General features: G+C 69.9%; 20 protein-coding genes and 1 pseudogene. 16 read left to right on the forward strand and 5 right to left on the reverse strand.

Annotation, left to right across the window (positions count from 1 at the left end; genetic code table 11):
* Window positions 1-390: 390 nt before the first annotated feature.
* From ACNF49_RS39375 to ACNF49_RS39385, 3 genes are all read left to right on the forward strand, one after another.
* Entirely contained in the window at window positions 391-552 is a 162-nt protein-coding gene (locus tag ACNF49_RS39375; protein ID WP_482940858.1) for a hypothetical protein, read from the forward strand.
* 1,024 nt (window positions 553-1,576) lie between these two features.
* Complete coding sequence (locus tag ACNF49_RS39380) at window positions 1,577-2,188, forward strand: hypothetical protein (protein WP_482940859.1); 612 nt, start codon at window positions 1,577-1,579, stop codon at window positions 2,186-2,188.
* 229 nt (window positions 2,189-2,417) lie between these two features.
* Window positions 2,418-2,636 (forward strand): EF-hand domain-containing protein, encoded by a 219-nt coding sequence (locus ACNF49_RS39385; RefSeq protein WP_357971362.1) that lies wholly within the window; start codon window positions 2,418-2,420, stop codon window positions 2,634-2,636.
* Between the two features lie 31 nt (window positions 2,637-2,667).
* Here ACNF49_RS39385 and ACNF49_RS39390 read toward each other — a convergent pair whose 3' ends face one another.
* Complete coding sequence (locus ACNF49_RS39390; protein ID WP_482940860.1) at window positions 2,668-3,510, reverse strand: NAD(P)H-binding protein; 843 nt, start codon at window positions 3,508-3,510, stop codon at window positions 2,668-2,670.
* On the opposite strand from ACNF49_RS39390, the gene ACNF49_RS39395 reads away from it, so the two are divergent.
* Entirely contained in the window at window positions 3,497-3,718 is a 222-nt protein-coding gene (locus ACNF49_RS39395) for a hypothetical protein (RefSeq protein ID WP_482940861.1), read from the forward strand. The genes ACNF49_RS39390 and ACNF49_RS39395 overlap by 14 nt on opposite strands.
* 122 nt (window positions 3,719-3,840) lie before the next feature.
* On the opposite strand, the gene ACNF49_RS39400 is transcribed toward ACNF49_RS39395, so the two are convergent.
* Window positions 3,841-4,347 carry a hypothetical protein gene (locus tag ACNF49_RS39400; protein ID WP_482940862.1) on the reverse strand — a complete coding sequence of 169 codons (507 nt, stop codon included), beginning with the start codon at window positions 4,345-4,347 and terminating at the stop codon, window positions 3,841-3,843.
* Between the two features lie 349 nt (window positions 4,348-4,696).
* Between ACNF49_RS39400 and ACNF49_RS39405 the strand changes: the two genes are divergently transcribed.
* Window positions 4,697-5,770: a twin-arginine translocation signal domain-containing protein gene (locus tag ACNF49_RS39405; protein WP_482940863.1), complete on the forward strand. Its 1,074-nt coding sequence runs from the start codon at window positions 4,697-4,699 to the stop codon at window positions 5,768-5,770.
* A gap of 231 nt (window positions 5,771-6,001) precedes the next feature.
* Window positions 6,002-6,211 (forward strand): hypothetical protein, encoded by a 210-nt coding sequence (locus tag ACNF49_RS39410; protein ID WP_482940864.1) that lies wholly within the window; start codon window positions 6,002-6,004, stop codon window positions 6,209-6,211.
* Here ACNF49_RS39410 and ACNF49_RS39415 read toward each other — a convergent pair.
* Window positions 6,201-7,652 carry an alpha/beta fold hydrolase gene (locus tag ACNF49_RS39415; RefSeq protein ID WP_482940865.1) on the reverse strand — a complete coding sequence of 484 codons (1,452 nt, stop codon included), beginning with the start codon at window positions 7,650-7,652 and terminating at the stop codon, window positions 6,201-6,203. The genes ACNF49_RS39410 and ACNF49_RS39415 overlap by 11 nt on opposite strands.
* Window positions 7,653-7,738: 86 nt before the next feature.
* Between ACNF49_RS39415 and ACNF49_RS39420 the strand changes: the two genes are divergently transcribed.
* Window positions 7,739-8,293 (forward strand): TetR/AcrR family transcriptional regulator, encoded by a 555-nt coding sequence (locus ACNF49_RS39420; RefSeq protein WP_357971368.1) that lies wholly within the window; start codon window positions 7,739-7,741, stop codon window positions 8,291-8,293.
* A gap of 37 nt (window positions 8,294-8,330) precedes the next feature.
* Here ACNF49_RS39420 and ACNF49_RS39425 read toward each other — a convergent pair whose 3' ends face one another.
* Together ACNF49_RS39425 and ACNF49_RS39430 are read right to left on the reverse strand one after the other, a co-directional pair.
* Window positions 8,331-8,699: an MFS transporter gene (locus tag ACNF49_RS39425; RefSeq protein ID WP_482940866.1), complete on the reverse strand. Its 369-nt coding sequence runs from the start codon at window positions 8,697-8,699 to the stop codon at window positions 8,331-8,333.
* A gap of 80 nt (window positions 8,700-8,779) precedes the next feature.
* Window positions 8,780-9,418: a CGNR zinc finger domain-containing protein gene (locus ACNF49_RS39430; protein WP_482940867.1), complete on the reverse strand. Its 639-nt coding sequence runs from the start codon at window positions 9,416-9,418 to the stop codon at window positions 8,780-8,782.
* 73 nt (window positions 9,419-9,491) lie between these two features.
* On the opposite strand from ACNF49_RS39430, the gene ACNF49_RS39435 reads away from it, so the two are divergent.
* From ACNF49_RS39435 to ACNF49_RS39475, 9 genes and pseudogenes are all read left to right on the forward strand, one after another.
* Window positions 9,492-10,241 carry a metallophosphoesterase gene (locus ACNF49_RS39435; RefSeq protein WP_482940868.1) on the forward strand — a complete coding sequence of 250 codons (750 nt, stop codon included), beginning with the start codon at window positions 9,492-9,494 and terminating at the stop codon, window positions 10,239-10,241.
* Window positions 10,238-10,855, forward strand: a complete 618-nt coding sequence (locus ACNF49_RS39440; protein WP_357971372.1) for a LysE family translocator — start codon at window positions 10,238-10,240, stop codon at window positions 10,853-10,855. Before ACNF49_RS39435 ends, ACNF49_RS39440 begins: the two co-directional genes overlap by 4 nt.
* Window positions 10,856-11,262: 407 nt before the next feature.
* Complete coding sequence (locus tag ACNF49_RS39445) at window positions 11,263-11,499, forward strand: hypothetical protein (protein WP_482940869.1); 237 nt, start codon at window positions 11,263-11,265, stop codon at window positions 11,497-11,499.
* Between the two features lie 191 nt (window positions 11,500-11,690).
* A pseudogene (locus tag ACNF49_RS39450) lies at window positions 11,691-11,813 on the forward strand (double zinc ribbon domain-containing protein); the annotation flags it as partial.
* A gap of 144 nt (window positions 11,814-11,957) precedes the next feature.
* On the forward strand, window positions 11,958-12,398 hold the full coding sequence (locus tag ACNF49_RS39455; protein WP_482945727.1) for a hypothetical protein: 441 nt from the start codon (window positions 11,958-11,960) through the stop codon (window positions 12,396-12,398).
* Complete coding sequence (locus ACNF49_RS39460) at window positions 12,395-15,532, forward strand: ATP-binding protein (protein WP_482940870.1); 3,138 nt, start codon at window positions 12,395-12,397, stop codon at window positions 15,530-15,532. Before ACNF49_RS39455 ends, ACNF49_RS39460 begins: the two co-directional genes overlap by 4 nt.
* The gene (locus tag ACNF49_RS39465; protein WP_482940871.1) at window positions 15,532-16,119 is read left to right on the forward strand and encodes a hypothetical protein; all 588 of its coding nucleotides are present in this window, start codon (window positions 15,532-15,534) and stop codon (window positions 16,117-16,119) included. Before ACNF49_RS39460 ends, ACNF49_RS39465 begins: the two co-directional genes overlap by 1 nt.
* An 11-nt stretch (window positions 16,120-16,130) precedes the next feature.
* Entirely contained in the window at window positions 16,131-17,258 is a 1,128-nt protein-coding gene (locus ACNF49_RS39470; RefSeq protein WP_482940872.1) for a hypothetical protein, read from the forward strand.
* A complete protein-coding gene (locus tag ACNF49_RS39475; protein WP_482940873.1) occupies window positions 17,255-17,656 on the forward strand; it encodes a hypothetical protein in 402 nt (133 codons plus the stop codon). Before ACNF49_RS39470 ends, ACNF49_RS39475 begins: the two co-directional genes overlap by 4 nt.
* Window positions 17,657-17,695 lie beyond the last annotated feature (39 nt).

Raw genomic sequence — 17,695 nt, forward strand, 5'->3', positions numbered from 1 at the left:
GCCGGTCCCGGTCAGGTTCCGGTGAGCGGATGCGGACGATGCCGGATCTTCTACAGTTTGCGTTTGACGAGGCGGCGGGGCGTAGGCGGGCATCCGGTAGCTGCGCAGCCAGTCGGTGTTGGCGGCGGCGAAGTCGTCCGGCTCGGCGGCCAGATGCACGTACAGATGTCCCAGAACCACACGAGCGGCGCGCCGAGTTGCTGATTGCCGCGACGATCAGGTCGCGGTAGTCCTGCCAGCCGAACGTCTCGGGCTCGCCCCGCCGTCCGCGGTAGGCGTGCAGCCGGTACAGCAGATGCGGCCACTGCCCGGGGCGGAAGGACAGCACCCGGCGATATTGACCCGACCACTGCCCCAACCGCGCGCCCTGCGCGGTGCCAACACTCGTCCATGGCATCTGACCTGCCCTTCTCCTCAGCACTCGTGTTCCTACGCCTGCTGTATCTGCTAATCGTCCAGTTGTTCGGCTGGTTGGCGCTTCTCGCGCGCGGCGACACCTCTAAGGACGGAGATTTGGTGCCGCGTCGGATCCTCGCCGCAGTCGGCCAGTGATCAGCGCCACGTCAGGCCTCACCCGACCTGGCGACAGCCCCCCACCTCGCCAGCCTCCGGCATCTTGGCCTGCGACTTCATGCACACCAACGCCGTGTCCCTCAACGCCTGTACGTCTTATTCGTCATGGAGGTCGAACACGCTGAGTGCACATACTGGGCATCACCTTCAACCAGACCGGTGCCTGGACCATCCAGAGAGCCCGAAACCTTCTCATGAACCTCAGAGAACGCGCCAGCGCCTTCAGATCTCTCATCCGGGGCCGTGACGGCCAGTTCCCTGCTCGTTCGACGAGGTGCTCACCGCCGCCGGCGTGCGGGTCGTCAAGACGCCCGTCCGGTCCCACGGGCCCACGCGTTCGCCGAACGGTTCGTGGGAACGCTACGCCGCGAATGCCTCGGCCACCTGCTCATCCATGGCGAGCGGCACCTGAGCGAGGTCCTGACTGAGTACGAACAGCTGTTCGGCCACCATCGCCCGCGTCAGGGCCGTTCCCTCCGCCCGCCCTATGCACGCCCCAGCCAGGTGATCGACATGACTTCCCGGATCCGCTGACGAAGGATCGTCACAAAACTGATCAACAAGTACCGCAGAGCAGCCTGATCGATCTACGAACGCCAAGCTCAACAGCAGTATCCGCGTTCTGGCACCGCACACGCCCATGGCCGTGGAGGATCATCGCCGACGGGCTCGCCTCCCGGCTGGCCACCGAAGACGTGGAGATCGGCGGGTGAGCATCAAGGCCGGCAAGGCCGAAGAAGACGAGTACCCTTCGCCTCGACCAAGGACGGAGCTGGCCATGCGGCGGACAGGGGCATGAAGCACCATTACTCTCTCCGTGCGATCGGGAACAGTCGCAACAGCACCGCTCGCGGTAGCCACGGGAAGGTCCTGTAGAGCTTCTACGACCGCAACCGAGTTCTGCCCGACGACAAGTTCTGGGGCTGGATCGTCACCTGATTCCAGAATCGCCCTGATCTGTGGACGCCGTGTCCGGAGCGCCCGACCACATGGAGAAGACGAGATGACCGACATTCGAACCGCGCTTCCGCAGCACGACCAATATGAACTGCTGGCGGCGCACGGGTTCGACACCACCTTTTTCGGGCTCTGGACAGAACGGGACGACCTCGACGAGCTCGCCGAGCTGATGCGCCTCGACCCGCGATCCCGGCGCGATGTGCGGTTGATTCAAGAAGCGGCCACTATGACGAACCCGTCCGTCCCGATCGACGAGAAAGACAGCCTCTGGATCGGGCCCCACAGTCCCGGCTGGTCCGTGGTGATCGGCGTCAGCGGTCCGGAAACAGGTGGATGGTGGCTCAGTTCGGGAAACCGTGCGATGTTCATGGTCGACTGGGACCGGGACATCGACGGCCTCTCCGACCTCGCCTATTACCGGGACGGAAACGTGGTCGCCGAGATCCCCGCTCTCCCCTCCGGCGAGTTCATGCCCGGACCGGAATTCGAGCCCTATGCCCACGGTCTCCCCCGAGGCGAAGACCTGAACGCGGGCGAGGAGAAGCTGGCGCACGCCTTTCTCACCGTCGTGGGACGGATGACGGGCCGCTTCCTCGACGAGGACTGGTTCCATGCTGTGGGCCGCGCCTATAGGGTCCCGTCCCCTTCGGCCTGAGCCCGGACCCGCGGCTCGGCTCCCCATGTCCGAAGGGACCACCGATGCGACCTTACGGGCCTCCGGCCACCTCACCCCTCGCGGAGGTGAGCAGGGCCGGGAACGACATCTTCGCCTGACGACGGCGCCGCCCGCGCACCGGCACGGGTTTTCGGCCCGTCGTCCCTCGCCCGGGTTCGAGCTTGTGCTTCGATGTTGCTTTGTCAGTACTTCGAAGGAGAGGTCACCGATGCCAGACCTTGACGACCCGGCCGCCACGTTCAAGGAGTTCGACCGCGACCGGGACGGATACATCACCCGCGAGGAGTTCGCGCTCGCCATGAACGCCCGCGGCGAGGAGGTCACCGCGGCCGAACTCGACTCGATCTTTCACTCCTCGGACGAGCACGACGGGGACGTGGACGGGCGCATCTCGCTGGCGGAGTTCCTGGTGGCCTGGAACAAGTGACGGCACACTCGCCCTGACCCGGCGGCCGGCGTCACCGGAGATGATCGGCCGCCCAGGTGCGGAACGTGCGAGGGGGACGTCCCAGCACCCGCTCGACGTCAGGGGTGAGCCGGGCGTTGCCGTCCCGCGCCACCAGCCGGGAGCCGTCGACCGCGACGTCGGCGAACTCGGCATCCATCCCGGCGGCGATCAGCTGCGCGCGGTGGCCCTCCAGCGGCACGTCCACCGTCTCGACGGGCCGCCCGAGCGTCTCCCCCAGCATCTTGGCCATGTCCGGGACGCTGAGCAGCTCGGGCCCGGTCAGCGTGAGGACGGACCGCACGTGCTCGTCGGACGTCAGCGCCCGCACCACCACCTCCGCGACGTCCCGCGGATCGACGCCCCCCTGCCTGCCCTGGCCCGTCGTGTTCGGCACCGGCCGCCCCAGCCGGACCTGCGGAACCCACCTCAACGCGTTGGAGGCGAAGCTGGACGGACGCAACACCGTCCAGTCCAGCTCACCCGCGCGCAACGCCTGCTCCCCGGCCCGATGCCAGTCCCCGACCTTGGCGCCGCCGTGTTCCTCTCCCGTGCCGATCGCCGAGAGCTTCACCACCTTCCGCACCCCCGCGGCCCGCGCCGCCAGGACCATCGCCTCGTCATGCCGGGCGAGCCACGGACCGGGGGCACTGAGCAGGAACACGGCGTCGGCGCCGCGCGCCGCTCCGGCCAACGACCCGGGATCGCCGAAATCCCCCCGTACGACCTCCACCTCCGGCGACACCGTGGCCTTCGACGGTTCCCGCGTCATCGCCCGGACCCGCTCGCCACGACCCGCCAGCAGCCGGACCACCTCACCGCCGACCGTGCCCGTGGCACCTGTGACAACAATCATGCGGGCGGCGGGTGAGCGGCCGCCGCTGGTGCACCTCCCCGTCCCCGGCACGTCCCTGATCTTCCGTACGACCCGCGCCGGGCACAGCGACCTGCTCGTGATCGGCCCGCGCACCCGTGCCTCGTACCACGTCGGCAAGGACCTCCCGTTCTGCCTGCGGTTGCGGCTGCGCCCGGCGCCACCAGGCCGTTGCTCGGCGTCCCGGTGAGCGAGGTCGTGGACCGGGTGGTCCGCCTCGGGGACCTGTGGGGCGCCTCCCGCGACGGACACGACCCACTCCACGACACTCGACCCGGGACACACCAAGGTGTCCACCGAAGTCGGCCCGGTTCACAGTGAGCCGATGCTCAGGGTGAGCGAGCCGGAGACGCCCGCAAGCCCTTCCGCGGTGAGACAGGCCTGAGGCTTCGTGCTGAACATGATGAACGTGCCGGTCCACCGCGCTCCCTCGAACTCGCCGTCGACCACCACGCCCTTGAGCAGAACGAGGCTTTCGGCGCCGTCGAGCGAGACGGTGGAAGTCGAGGACAGCGTGCTGGTGTTGCCGTTGTTCCAGGTGATCCTCCGGCTCCCCGCCCTCGTGCCAGAGGTGCAGGAGAACGACCCTGTCGCGGAGAAGGTCGACGCGGCCTGGACAATGGTGGGATCACTGCTGGAGACGCACTCGATCAAGGGGGCCTTCCCGCTGACCGTGACCTCCCGGGGCTGGTCGGTGAGGCCGGGGGTGTAGGTCACCGTCTGGGAACCAGTGCACTTGGTGAACCCGATCGCGGCACGTGCGCCGGTCGCGGCCGGGACGAGCATGGCGACGATCAACGCAAGGCCGCCGATCGCCATCCCGGCGAACCGAGGCCCGCGTGAGGTGGACACGCCCTTGAGGATTGACATTCCCTCTCCTGCCTACGACGCAATGGCCACGGTTGTCGGACCTCGCTGGTCCCGGGCCGGAAAACCCACAGACCCATTACTTACCGTTACCATACACAAACATTACGTCAATTCTCCGGTCCACGACGGCTCGGGCCGGAGTGGGAGTGACGACGTGACGGAGGGCCTGGCGTCGGCGGACGGACTCGCCGTCGCTGCGGCGCGTGGCGGCTTGGCCGAGCGGGGTCGCACGTACGAGGGTCGCCCTGGCCGGTCCTGCCGCGTGAGGTACGGCGGCTTTCGAGAGGCAGGTCAGACAGTGGTCACACGCAGAACATTCCTCGGCACCGCCACCGCAGCCGGTGCCACAACGCTGCTCGGCGGCAACGTCCTCCCCGCCGCGCGCGCCGGCACATCCCCGTCGGATGCGGCCGGACAACGGCCGGCACGCGACGCGATCCGTGCGGTCAACGCCGACACGCGGCGGAACTACGCCACCCTGAAAGCCGATCTCATCAACCACCTGAGCCCGGTCATCGTCGTCCAGAACGACCATCGGGGTGGTCTGTACAGCCTTGTCTCGAACGGGCAGGCACTGGAGTCGCTGCACCCGGTCGACGAGATCTTCGAGCTGGCGAAGTCGATCGCCCACCTCCCGCTGGGCATCTTCACAGTCATCGCCCCATACCTGCCCAAACGGGTCCCGGCGTTCCAGAGCTCCAGGATCGATCCGCACGACCTGGACATGGTCGCGTTCAAGGGGCCGGAGGACGGCTGGATCCAGCCGCTCCAGGACGTCTCCGCCACGATAGCCACGGCCCGGCGGCAACTCGACGAGGCGAAACTTCCACCCGGCCTTCAGCAGTCGTGCGCAAACATTCTCGACAGATCACGCGAATTCATCGCGGACACCACACGAAGCCGCTCCTTCGACATGGAGTCCTTCGAGGACTACTCGGGCAGCGTGTACCCGAACATCCGCACGAACATGTACTGGGCGTCCAAAGTGCAGATCGAAGGCGTCGCGGACGTCATGACCCGCTGGCGCGGACAACTCGGCGATAACGCCTGGAAAGGCCTGTACGTCGTCGTCTTCACGATCTGGACCACATCCTCCCTGAACCAGAACTCCGTCATCATCAAGAAGTTCATGGACCCGGCGCAGGCCGACAACCACCTGATCGACCTGTGCACGGCCGAGATCCCCTCCAAGCCGATCCCCGTCGCCCTGGACAACGTCGCCCGGATCGTGCAGGACAACATCGCCGCGGAGATGATCTTCTGCACGGACACGAAGCTCGCCGACGCTCTCAAGGGCCCGGACGAGCTTCTGTCCGACGAGATCCTGCGACTGCTCGGCCGCGCGCCCGGCGCGAGGGATCGGGCATGCTGATGCCCTGGTCTTCGCGCGGCCGCCGATCAGCGCAACGTTGTGGAAGATGCCACGTCGCAACCACCGCAGGCAGCCACCCGACCTGCCGGCGAGGAACGGCGCGCCCCCGCGGTCCGTCGGGCTGAAGGCCACCGGCTACGGCCGCCGCGGTCGCGGGCACCTGCGCCCGGTCAACCGCGCGCATGCTCGCATCCGAGGACGCGCTGTTGTCACCATGGATAAGGGTGCTCAATGATCACGATTTCCGTCCTGCGGGCGGCGAGTTCGCACCGCGGCCTCCATGCCGCTCCCCACACCCAGGGTCGCAACCGCCTCCGCCGGGGGCGTCCGGTCCGCGACCGCGGGCCGGACGTCGGCGTGGTTCTCGACGACCACTTGGAGCAGCGCGACGACCCCCACCAGCTAGCCGTCTCGGACGTGGCCGCGGTGCTCAGGTTCTGACGCCTGTGGCCAGGACGCGCCCGACGAGGATGTCGGTGAACCTGTCCGGCTGCTCGAACAGCGACCGGTGCCCGGCGCCGGGCAGGACGAGGCGTTCCTTGTGGGGCGCCACGAGTGCGGCGTACCAGTCGCTCAGCAGCCGGCTGCGTGCCGGGACCTCGTCGGCGCCGTCGATGAAGTAGGCGGGGACGGCGAGCCGCGGGACGCGCGTCCGCAGGTCGAGGTCGCGGGCCCGCGGGTAGTAGCGATCGTAGGCGTCGAGGAAGCCGGTGATGAGGTGCACTTTGTCCAGCAAGGAGTATTCGGGCGCCGCCAGGCTCTCGTCGAGGCCGCCCTGTCCGTTCCCGGTCGCGTAGACCTTGCTCTCGGCGAGCAGCATCGGCTCGTAGCCGTACATGCCGGCATAGGGCGGGGGCCCGACGGCTTCCAGCGCGGCGGCGAGGTCGCGGTCACGGTGGCCGCGCGCCCAGGCGAGGGTGTCGGCGTACTGGACGCGGTCGGCGGCGCCGGTGTTCACTGCCTGACCGACGCCGACGTAGGCGTGGAACAGCTCCGGCTGCCGTTGCACGGCGAGCAACGCCGGCAGGGTGCCCCCGGAGTGTGCCAGGAGGTAGATCCGGTCCTTGCCGAACCGGGTTCTGAGGTAGTTCGCGGCGGCGAGGATGTCGCCGGTCTCGCTCGCCGGGGTCAGCGTGGCGGTGGGTTCGAGCGTCGGGTACGAGCTGCCGCCGCCGCGTCGGTCGAGGGTGGCGACGACGACGTGGTCCTCCAACGCGGACAGGTGCCTGCGCACCGCTCCGCGTTCGGCCGCGCCGGGCGCGCCGGGGACGAACAACAGGACCGGCTTGGCCGTGTCCCGGCCGCGGATCATCAGCCCGAGCCGATGGGAGCCGCTCGGGATGACCGTCAGCTCGGCGACGGCACGCTCACCGGTGATCGGAGCGGTGCTCGCGGGCAGTGCGACGCCGACCGCCGGCGCGGCGACGATCAACGCGAGCACGCCGATCAGCGTCCGGCCGAGCCGGCGCCGGACGCGCCCTGCTCCCGATCTCGATCGGGTAAGGCCGGTTCCCCGCCCTGATCGGGCAAGGCCGGCTCCGCAGGCAGCGCCGACGAGCATCGGAAGCAACGCGAGCAGCCCGTGCACGCCCCGCCCGGCTAGGAACGCGAGCACGCCGAACAGCCCACCCTGCGGCGCGTCGACGCTCGGCCCTTCCGCACCGATCCGGACGATCTCGAAGACCATGGCGAACACCGCCGGCGCCACGATCATCGCCCATCGCGACCTCGCGAGGTATCCGGCGACCCCGCCCACGACCAGGCTGAGCCCGATGCTGGTCAGCGCCGCTGCCGGGGTCAGCGGCCCGCGCGGCGTACTCACCCCCGCGACCGCTCCCCACACCAGCGGTGCGAGTACGGGCGCCAGTCTGTTCACAATCATCGCCACCCCTTTGCCTGTAGCAGTCGCTACATGCACATGAATGTAGCATGCGCTACATACGTGGGTGAGACTGCTACGGTCGAGGCATGGATCGTCGTGCCGAGCTGGCCGAACAGGTGCTGGACTACGTGCTCGAACACGGTCTCATCGGGCTGTCGCTGCGTCCGCTGGCCACCGCCCTGAACACCAGCGACCGCATGCTGATCTACCACTTCGGCAGCAAGGAACGGCTCGTCGGCGCCGCCCTCGCGCTCGCACAGCAGCGGCTGGCCGCGGCGGCCGAACCTCCTGGTGAGGCGGTACGCAGCGTCGCCGACCTCGTCAGGCATCTGTGGTCCAGCCTCGCGCACCCGAGCGGCACGCAGACGACCCGGCTCTATCTCGACCTCTCCGTCCTCGCCGCCAAGGAACCCGAACGCTGGAGTGCCGCCGTCGAACAACTGCGCGGGCCGTGGCGCGAGCCGTTGCGGGGCGGCCTCGTCGCCCTGGGTATCGCGGCGGGCGACGCGGAGCCGCTCGCCGACCTCATCCTCGCCACACTCGACGGCCTGGCGCTCGATCGCATGGTCGCCGCCGACCCGGCGCGCGCCGACAACGCGGCGGCGGCCTTCGCCGACCTGCTCGACCGCCACCCCGGCTGACCGCCGAAACCCGGTCGGCAGCGCAGTGACCACCAGGTCAGCGCCACCCCGGCGGCGTCGGTACAGGTGTCCACTGGCCCGGGAGCTGAGCAGGGGTGAGTTCGCCTCCCTTGGTGAGGCGGTCGGCTTCGGCCGGGCCCAGGCGGGCGGCAAGACCGTCCCTCATCCGGGCGGCGTACAGGGTGCCCGGCAGGGCGATGCCGAGCGATCCGCCGACGGTGCGCGCCCGGGTGAGCGTGCCGTTGGCGGTGCCCATGTCGCGGGGATCGGCGCTGTTCATGGCGATCAGGGTGGTGCTCTGCATCACCAGCCCGATTCCCGCTCCGCTGGGGAGGGTGAGGGCTGAGGCGAGGGCGGCAGGGGTGTCGCCGTCGAGGAGCAGCAGGGCCGGCGCACCCACGGTCATGAGCCCCCCGCCCAGATCCGGTAGCGGCTGTTGGCACTGATGAGGCGGCCGGTGACCAGCTGGGCGCCGAGCATGCGGGGTCAGGATCCGGGCAGCTCTCGGGCGGTCGTGGCGTTGTGGCGCTGGTAGTGGCGTGCGGCCCGGGCGCGGTTACCGCATGACGGCTTGCACCACTCCTGCCGCCCGTGGCTCTTGACGAAGTAGCGTACGCAGCGCGGCGCGTTGCAGGCCCGCAACTGCTCACGCTGCGGACCGCTCAGAAAATCGATGGCGGCCCGCGCCAGGGCCGCGATCAGCTGGACGCCTGCGTCGCGCTCGGTCGACAACACCGCCGTACGGGGCGTTCCGCTCGTGGGCCAGTCGAGTTGCGGGACGATCGCCTCACGGGCGGCAACCGCGTTGAGGTGCGCCAGCGCCTGCTCGACCGGCATCAGCCGGTGGGCGTCGGCCGGGCTCGGGGGCGCTGGGCTGACCGCGTGCGCGAACAGCGCCCGCACGGCCCGGCGGAGCCCGACGATCTCGCTCCTGAGCTCCTCCCCCACCGCGAGCTCCGCGACGTCGGCGCGGCCGGCCAGCAGCTCGGCCTGCTGCCGGATCCAGCGGGTCGTGCTCTGCGCCGTTGCCAGGTCGTCGGCGACACCGCCGTTGCCGTCGTGGCGGATCGTGCTCGCCAGCTCCAGTGCCGGCCAGCGCTCCACTCGAACCTCCCGGTTGCTCACGTCCTCTTCCGTCCTCTATGGTCCCTAACGCTAAATCCCATTTAACCATTAGACAGCTCGGGAGGACCGCACGATGACGTTGCTCTTGGCCCAGATCAGCGACCTGCACCTTGACGGCACCGACAGGGCGACGCGACGCGCCACCCAGGTCATGGACTATCTGAGGGCACTGCCCCGACCGGTCGACGCCCTGCTGGTCACCGGTGACATCGCCGATCACGGCGAGGAGGCCGAGTACGAGCAGGCCGCCCAGATCCTGGCCGCCCCCTTCCCGGTGCTCACCTGCCCCGGCAACCACGACGTCCGCCCGGCCTACCGAAAGGCGCTGCTGCGACGGTCACCCGCGCCCGGCCCCGTCAACCGGGTGCACCACGTCGCCGGCACCGCCATCCTGATGTGCGACTCGACCATCCCCGGGCGCGACGAGGGCCGGCTCGACGCCGAAACCCTCGCCTGGATGCACGCCACCCTCGACGGGCTCGCCCCGGACACGCCCGCGCTGATCGCCTTCCATCAGCCGCCCGTCGTGCTCCACCACCCGTTGCCCGACTCCGGGCGGCTGGAGGCGCCCGGCGACCTGGCCGCGCTGCTCGACGCCCATCCGCAGGTCGTCGCCGTGCTCACCGGCCACGCTCACACCGCGGCCGCCTCCGCCTTCGCCGGTCGTCCCTTGATCGTCGCACCGGCCGTCACCTGGACCCTGCGCCTGCCGTGGGAAGGCGACCAGCCCGCCGACCGCGACCAACCGCCCGGCCTCGCCTTCCACATCCTGGACGACGACCACCGCCTCACCACTCACTTCCGCGTCGTGCTCCAGGCATGACCCACACGTACGCGGTCCTTGGGTTCCTGCTGGCGATCCTGCCCGTCATCGCCACTCCGGGCGCCAGCCTGACCCTGCTCATCCAGCACGTCACGGCCGGCGGTCACCGGCAGGCCCTCCCGATCATCCTCGGTACGGTCAGCGGCCTGTACGCCCACGCGACCCTGGCCATCGCCGGACTGTCGGCCCTGGTCATGCACTCCAGCCAGGCCTTCACCGTCGTCAAACTCCTCGGGGCGGCCTACCTCATCGGCCTCGGCCTGTGGACCTGGCGCGCCACCACCCTGCCCCCGCCTCCCAAGCTGACGGACCGGCCGGAACGTACCGGCTCCGTCTACACCCAGGCCCTGCTTGCGAACGTACTCAACCCCAAGGCGGCCTCCATCTACCTGACCCTGGTCCCGCAGTTCATCGTGCCCGGCCCTCCCCTCAGCGGGCAGATCCTCACCCTGGCCACCGCCCATGCCCTGCTGATGGCGGTGTGGCTGCTGACCTGGACGGCCCTTGTCCGCCAAGGGGCGCACATTTTGCACAAGGCCCGCTTCAAGCGTGCGGTTGGCAAGGTGACGGCGGTGGTGCTCGTCGTCCTCGGTGTCCGGGCCGCCACGACGTAGGCGAGGTCGCGGTCGCAGCAAGGGGCAGGTGAGCGGAGTCGATGATGGCCAACGGCGACACGGTCGAGGGACCGTCCCGGTCGGGACCGAGCGCCTGCCCGGCTCGTTCTGCTCGCCGGAAGCGCTGTACGGGACGGCTCGGCCCTGCCGCCCGGCTCCGGTCGTGTTCGTCAGCTACGACCTGGGCGACACGCTGGACGCCGCCAATAGCGTGCGCGCCGGGCGTACGCACTCCTTCACGGTCCCGCCATCCGGAACTCGGCGCCACCACGGGCGCCGTGACCCTCAAGGACGAGGCGGGCAACTCCGTCAAGCAGACCACCGTCCGGGCTTTCGACCTGCGTTGACGAGCTCCCGGAGGCACGCGGCCGGTTCCGGGCCGGCCGCGCGCGGAGGCCGTCCCAGCCGTGGCCGCCGCGTTGGGCGGCGGCCCCAGCATGCCGAGGGCCGGCGGGGACGCCTCCAGCCGGCACTGCGCGAACACCAGCGCCGACACCGTACGGCCGGAGGTCGTGGCGGTGATCTCGGCGACGCCGGGCCGGTCGGCGACGTACTTGCCGGCCGCGTCGATGGTGCCAGGCCCGGCGGTGACCTTCCAGGTGACCGGCGCGGTGGGCAGGCCGAAGAACGTCACCTTGAAGTAGACCGGCTTGCCGACCTCGACGTTCGCGGGGCGGGTCCACCGCGATCCCGGCGAACCCGCCGCCGGCGTTCCCGTGGGCCATCGACGACGGCTACCCACTCTGATCGGCAGCAGGAGACGCCCGCGCTCCCGCCCATCGAGGTGGACGTGACCCTCCCAAGAGGCGCGAGCTATCCTTGACCTGGGGGAACAATGCACTGCCGATCTTGTGGGTACGAAAGCCTCGCCGACTCGGCATACTGCGAACGCTGCCGAGCGGCGCTGACCCGCCCGTGCCATTCCTGCGGCGAACCGGTCCCGTCGGACGCGGAGCGCTGTCCCGCTTGTGCCGCGCCCGCGACCTCGCGGCAGCGCCCACCCCCGCCGTCACGACCCACGCCGCCCCAGACACCATCCACGCCGCCCAAGACACGACCCACGCCGCCGAAACCGGGGGCATCTTCCAGGCGGGCCCGCGACATGCCCGCCTCGGTGGAAGAACCTCAAGCCGGTCAGACCGCCCGGTTCACCGGCATTGTCCGCGACTTCCAGCAACGCCAGGACCGGTCCCTGGGAAACACCGATCTCGAAGAAGAGATCTGGCACTTCCGTATCGAACGGTACGACGCGAACGGCAACCGCCTGACCCCGATCCCCGTGGAGATGACGGGCCTGTCCTTCGTGGGCGCTCTGAGCAACGGCGACCATGTCACCGTCGAGGGCAAGTGGCGCGAAGGCACGCTCCGCGTCGAGGAGGTCGCCAACCTCACCACCAACGCCCGCGTCCGCGCCAAGTCCTATCGCCAGCTGCGCATGGTGCTGGGTGTCGTGGTCATCTTCTTCTTCGTGGTCATTGTCGTGATCATCCTCAGCAACGTCATCTCCATGTGTTCATCTCCATGGCCACCGGAGTTGCCATGACCGTCGATCCTGTGAGCACGGCCGCCGTCGACTATCTCCAGCGGGTGCGGCTCATGCCACCACTGCCGGGCGCCACGGGGAGCATGGCGCCCCTGGCCGCGCGCCGTCTCGTCCACATCGCCGGAGCCGGGCAGCCGGTGCGTGAATCCGTACCGGAGCCGGACCTCTCGCCGCCGGACGGCAAGCGAGCTCCCGAGCCGAGCTTCACCCTTCCCACGCTGCCTCTCCTGGTCGGCCTGGCCGGCGCGGGCACGCCGGTGGCGTTCCTGCTGGACGGTCACGGCGACAACGTGTCCGTGCGGATGGGCACCTGGGCCGGCGACGGGCCGGGAGCCGCGGACGACACGGCGGTCGAGGCGGCGGCCGAGGCACGGCAGGCCATGCTGCTGGCCGTACTGGACGGCTGCTACCCGGCCTTGAGCATCAACGCCGCCGGAGTCGCCACACCACGGCTGGACCATGGCGCGCTCGTGCTCGGCGTACCCAGCCCGGCCACGGTGGATCCCCGGGACGGAGGGCTGCCGATCGACCGGCTGGTGCGGTCGATGAACGGCCTGCGGTGGGCCGCTCTCGTGCTCGCCACACCGGTCGACGCCGACACCCTCGGCGCCGACCGGAACCGGGTGCTCAACGAGATGCGCGCGGTCGCCGTGGCCGTGGATGCGGCGGGCATCAGGAGCCCGCTGGCCGAGCACTACCTGAGCATGCTGCAAGCGCGCCTGGACGCACTCTCCGACGCCCAGGCCCGTGGCGGCTGGCGTACGGCCGTGTACCTGTTCGGCGCCGGGCCCGGCGACCTGACCGCCCTGACCGCCGCATGGCGGGCGGTGCACTCGGGCGTCAGGTCCATCCCCGAGCCGGTGCGGACGATCCCGCACCCCCTGGCCGCCGAGCTGGGAGCCCGCTGGGCGCTGCCCGACGCTCCCGAGCAGCCTGGACCCAACCTGTACCAGCACCCGTACGGAGCACAGACTTTGCTGAGCTCGGCGCAACTGTCGGCATACGTGCACCTGCCGAACCTGGAGACGCCCGGCTTCGCGATCACCCGGGCGCCGCGCTTCGACACGGTGGCCCCGCGGGTCGACAGCGGGGAGCCTCAGGTGCCCCTGGGACAGGTGCTCCAGCATCGTCAGCCGATGGGCGGCGCCTACATGATGCCGCTGCGCTCGCTCACCCGCCACGTCTTCGTCCCGGGCACCACCGGTTCGGGCAAGACCAACACCATCATGGGCCTGCTGGTGGAAGCGGCCGCGCAGGGCATTCCGTTCATGGTGATCGAGCCCGCCAAGACGGAGTACCGCGCACTGATCGACCATCCCGTTCTCGGCCGGGACGTGCAGATCTTCACCGCGGGCAAGGCCACCGTCGCGCCGTTCGTCCTCAACCCGTTCGAGGTGCCGGCGGGCACCACCGTCAGCGAGCATCTCGACCTGCTGAGGGCCGTGTTCAACGCGGCCTTCGGGATGTGGACCCCGCTCCCCCAGATCCTTGAGCGGTGCCTGCACGAGGTGTACGTCGATCGGGGCTGGGATCTGCGTACCAACGCCAACATCCGGCTCGGCGAGCTGACCGGGACGCAGGACGCCTTCCCCTCTCTCACCGATCTGATCGCCAAGGTCGGCGAGGTCATCCCCGCACTGGGCTACGAGGACCGCATCGCCGGCGACATGCGCGCCGCCCTGCTCACCCGCCTGGAGTCACTGCGCCACGGCGCCAAGGGCGCGATGCTCGACGTGGCCCGGTCCTTGCCGCCCGAGGTGCTGTTCGACCGGCCGACCGTGGTCGAACTCGACGCCCTCGGCGACGAGGGGGACAAGGCGTTCTTCACCGGGCTGCTGCTGATCCGCCTGGCCGAGCATCGACGCGCCCGAGGCCAGAGCCGTGATCTGGTGCACCTCCTGGTCGTGGAGGAAGCACACCGGCTGCTGGCCAACGTGCGCACGGAAAGCTCGGAGGAGTCGGGCAACCCGCGCGGTCAGGCCGTGGAGACCTTCTCCAACCTGCTGTCGGAGATCCGCGCCTACGGCCAGGGGGTCGTCATCGCCGACCAGGTGCCGGTCCGGCTGGCGCCCGACGTGATCAAGAACACCAACCTGAAGATCGCGCATCGCATCATCGCAGCCGACGACCGCACTGCGCTGGCCGGAGCCATGGCGATGGACGAACAGCAGGCCAAGGCCCTGATCACCCTTCAGACCGGCGAGGCCGCCGTCTTCGGCGGGGGCGACGACGCACCCTTGCTGGTACGGGTGCCGCTGGTGAAGGATCCGCTGTCGCCGCAGCCGCCGCCGGACGACCGGGTGCAGCAGCACATGGCGCGCTGGCGGCAGGAGGGCTCGCTGGCCGCGTTCTTCCTGCCGCAGCCGTTCTGCGCCGAGACGTGCGCCGATCCGGTGACGTGCGACACCGCCCGGCTGCTGGCCGGCGACGAGTACGTCCAGCGCGTCATCTCCCGCCTCGTCACCTCCGTCATCGACGAGGCGGGCGCCCTGGACCGCCTGTGGGACGACCTCGTCTCCACCCTTCACTCCCGGCGCCCGCCCACCGTTCCCGCCGACGCGTTGCTGCGGGCGTTCGCCGGTCACGGGACCGACTGGCTGGCCACCCGGCGCGGAGCCCAGCGCGCCTGGTCCTACAGTGACACGGCCGAGCTCCGTGACCGGCTGCGCGCCGTCCTGCTGGACCGGCTCGACAACCAGGGCCGCAACGAGGCCGCACTCATCGGCGCGCTGCAGCAGACGGCCCACCGCCTGCATGCCCGACAGGGCGAGCCGTACCCGGCCTGTCATCTGGTGTGCACCCAGGACCCGGCCCTGTGCCTGTACCGCTCGGCGGTCGCCGACCTGGTCAACAGCGGCCGCTACCAGGCCGGATGGCTGGAGGCCGACAGCATCGACGCCGTCTCGGAGGACAAGCGGCGGCGCCGCACCTGGGAGGTCTGTCAGGACGCCGCGTACGAGCTGATCGAATTCCCCTCCGACGAGCTGCCCGAGCCAGCCCGGGCGGCACTGGACACCGCGGCCCGCCGGGTGTGCCTCTGCTTCGAGCAGCAGATGCTCGCCGACGACCGCCGCAAGGCCCCACGCAGCGGCCGGCGCATCGTGGCCAGGGTGATCGAGGAGGCGGGTCTGTGATGGCCGGGAAACGTCCGCACGAGGGCAGCGATGCGCTGCAGGAGCGCCAGGCGGAGTTCGAAAAGTTCAACCGGGAGGGCATGGAACTGGCCGCCAAGGCGATAGAGGCGTCGGGCATGCAGGGGGCGGGCGAGGCCGCGGCGGCGATGCGGCGCGCCTACGACGCGGCCGGCGCACAGCTCCAAGAGGGGCAGAAGTTCTGCTCCAGCGGAGGCAAAACCGGGGGCCTCGGCATCGGAACCGGCGGCGAAGCCGACGTGTCAGCCGAGAAAGCATCGGGAAGCTCCATGCTCGCGGCGGGGTCGTCGAAGACGCAGTTCGGTGAGGGCATCGACCTGGGGGCCCGCCTCGACGCACCACAGGGGTTGAACCAGCAGACGCTGGGATTCGAGTACCTGAGCGAGCGCAGCGCCCCAGGCTCCGACCACGAGCAGCACGAGTCAAAGGAAGGGGCCCTCTCCCTTCCCGATAAGTCGGACACCTCCACCAAGGTGCCCGAGCCTGGGCTGGCGGCCCGCCCCGCCGAGCCGTCGGCGAACCCCGAACAGATCGACTCCTTCCGCAAGAAGGAACTCGGCACGGGATAGGAGGAGCGGCCATGTCGGAACGAGACCTCGAGCACACCCAACACTCCACCGACAAACCGGGAGGGACGGAGAGTTCGGCCAGCTCCGAACGGCCCAGCCTGAACTCCCGCGAATCGAACACCGAGCAGCTCAAGCCAGAGGGCCGCGAACCGTCCGTCTCCGGACGCTCGGAGGGCTCCGCCAGCTCAGAACGGCCTGGCCTGAACTCACCCGAGTCAACCACCGAGCAGCTTAAGCCGGAGGGGCACGAACCGTCCCGGCCCGGAGATCGCCCCGCCCTGCCGGACAGGTCGAGTCACGAATCCGGAGGTGCCGGGGGTCTCGCTGGCCCGGAGGCGATCAAGCTGCCGTGGAACCCGAACGAGCCGGCCCGGTGGGGCGACGGGGTCTCCCGGGGCTCGGCCTCGGAGAACGCCATACAACTGTGCAGCGATCAGCAGTACACCGGTGCCGGCGGCATGAGCGGCCCGGAAGCCACCTCCTCCAAGGGCACCTCTCCAGCGGACGCGACGCAGACCGCCGACCCCCGCGTGGGTCAGTCCGCGGATGCCGGCGCGCCGAGCAAGAGCCCGGAGACCGGCGGCCCCGGCAAGACCGGCGAGAAGGCCGGCAAACCGGAGACCCCCGGCCCGGACGGACGGACCGAATCCCAGATCCGCGCCGACCTTGAACAGCGGTCCGGCAAGAGCTACGCCCAGCTCGTCATGGAACTCGGCCGCGGCCCTCTCGACCCGGCCAAGATCTCGCCCCGGCAGGTGGAGCAGGAACTGGAGAGCAAGAAGGCGCTGCCCACGAGAGACACCAAGGAACCGACCGTCATCCGCAATGTCCTCGTCCCGCATGACTACCAGGCCGGCCGGTACGTCACCGAAGGCCGGGTGGGGCCCGAGTCCAAGGTCGAGGCCGCCGCCAAGGCCGGGCAGGAAGCCGTTCGCAAGGACTTCGTGTCCGGAGTCGCCGGAGGCCTGGCCGGGGAAAGCCGGGCTCGGCGTCCGAAGGGCTGGTCAAGCCCGCGCCCGAGGTCTCACGCGGCTACGAGCCGCGACCGGCCCAGACGTACGAACCGAGGCAGGGAGCCTACAAGCCGGAGGCGCCCTCGACCGTACGCTCGATGGCAGGCCCCAGCGCAGGCGAGATGAGCTCCGCGAAGGGCTTCCAGAACGAGAAGGCGGTCGCCCAGCTCACCGGCGGAAGCCTGGCCAGGGACAACCGGGCCGCCTCGATCAGTGAAGGCGGTGCGCTGAAGGACACCGAGATCCGCTACACCCTGCCCAACGGCCAGGGCGGCGTCGCCAAGGTCGACGTGCTGGGGCCCAAAGGGGAGCTGATCCAGGTCGGCGGCCCGGGCAAGGCCGAGAATCTGTCGAAGACCATCAGCGACCTCACGCATCTGCAGCGGGCGGCGGAGTCCCGTGGTGTCAACGCGGAGGCGTACTTCACCAAGGACACTCCGAAGGTCGTCCTGGAAGCGGCCGGCAAGGTGCTGGGCAGCGACAACGTGCACACCTTCGACCGGCCTGACTACCGCTCGCGGTAGACCTGGCACTGCCGTTGCTACGGCGAGCGGCCACTTTCC

This window comes from Actinomadura sp. ATCC 39365, assembly GCF_054392275.1.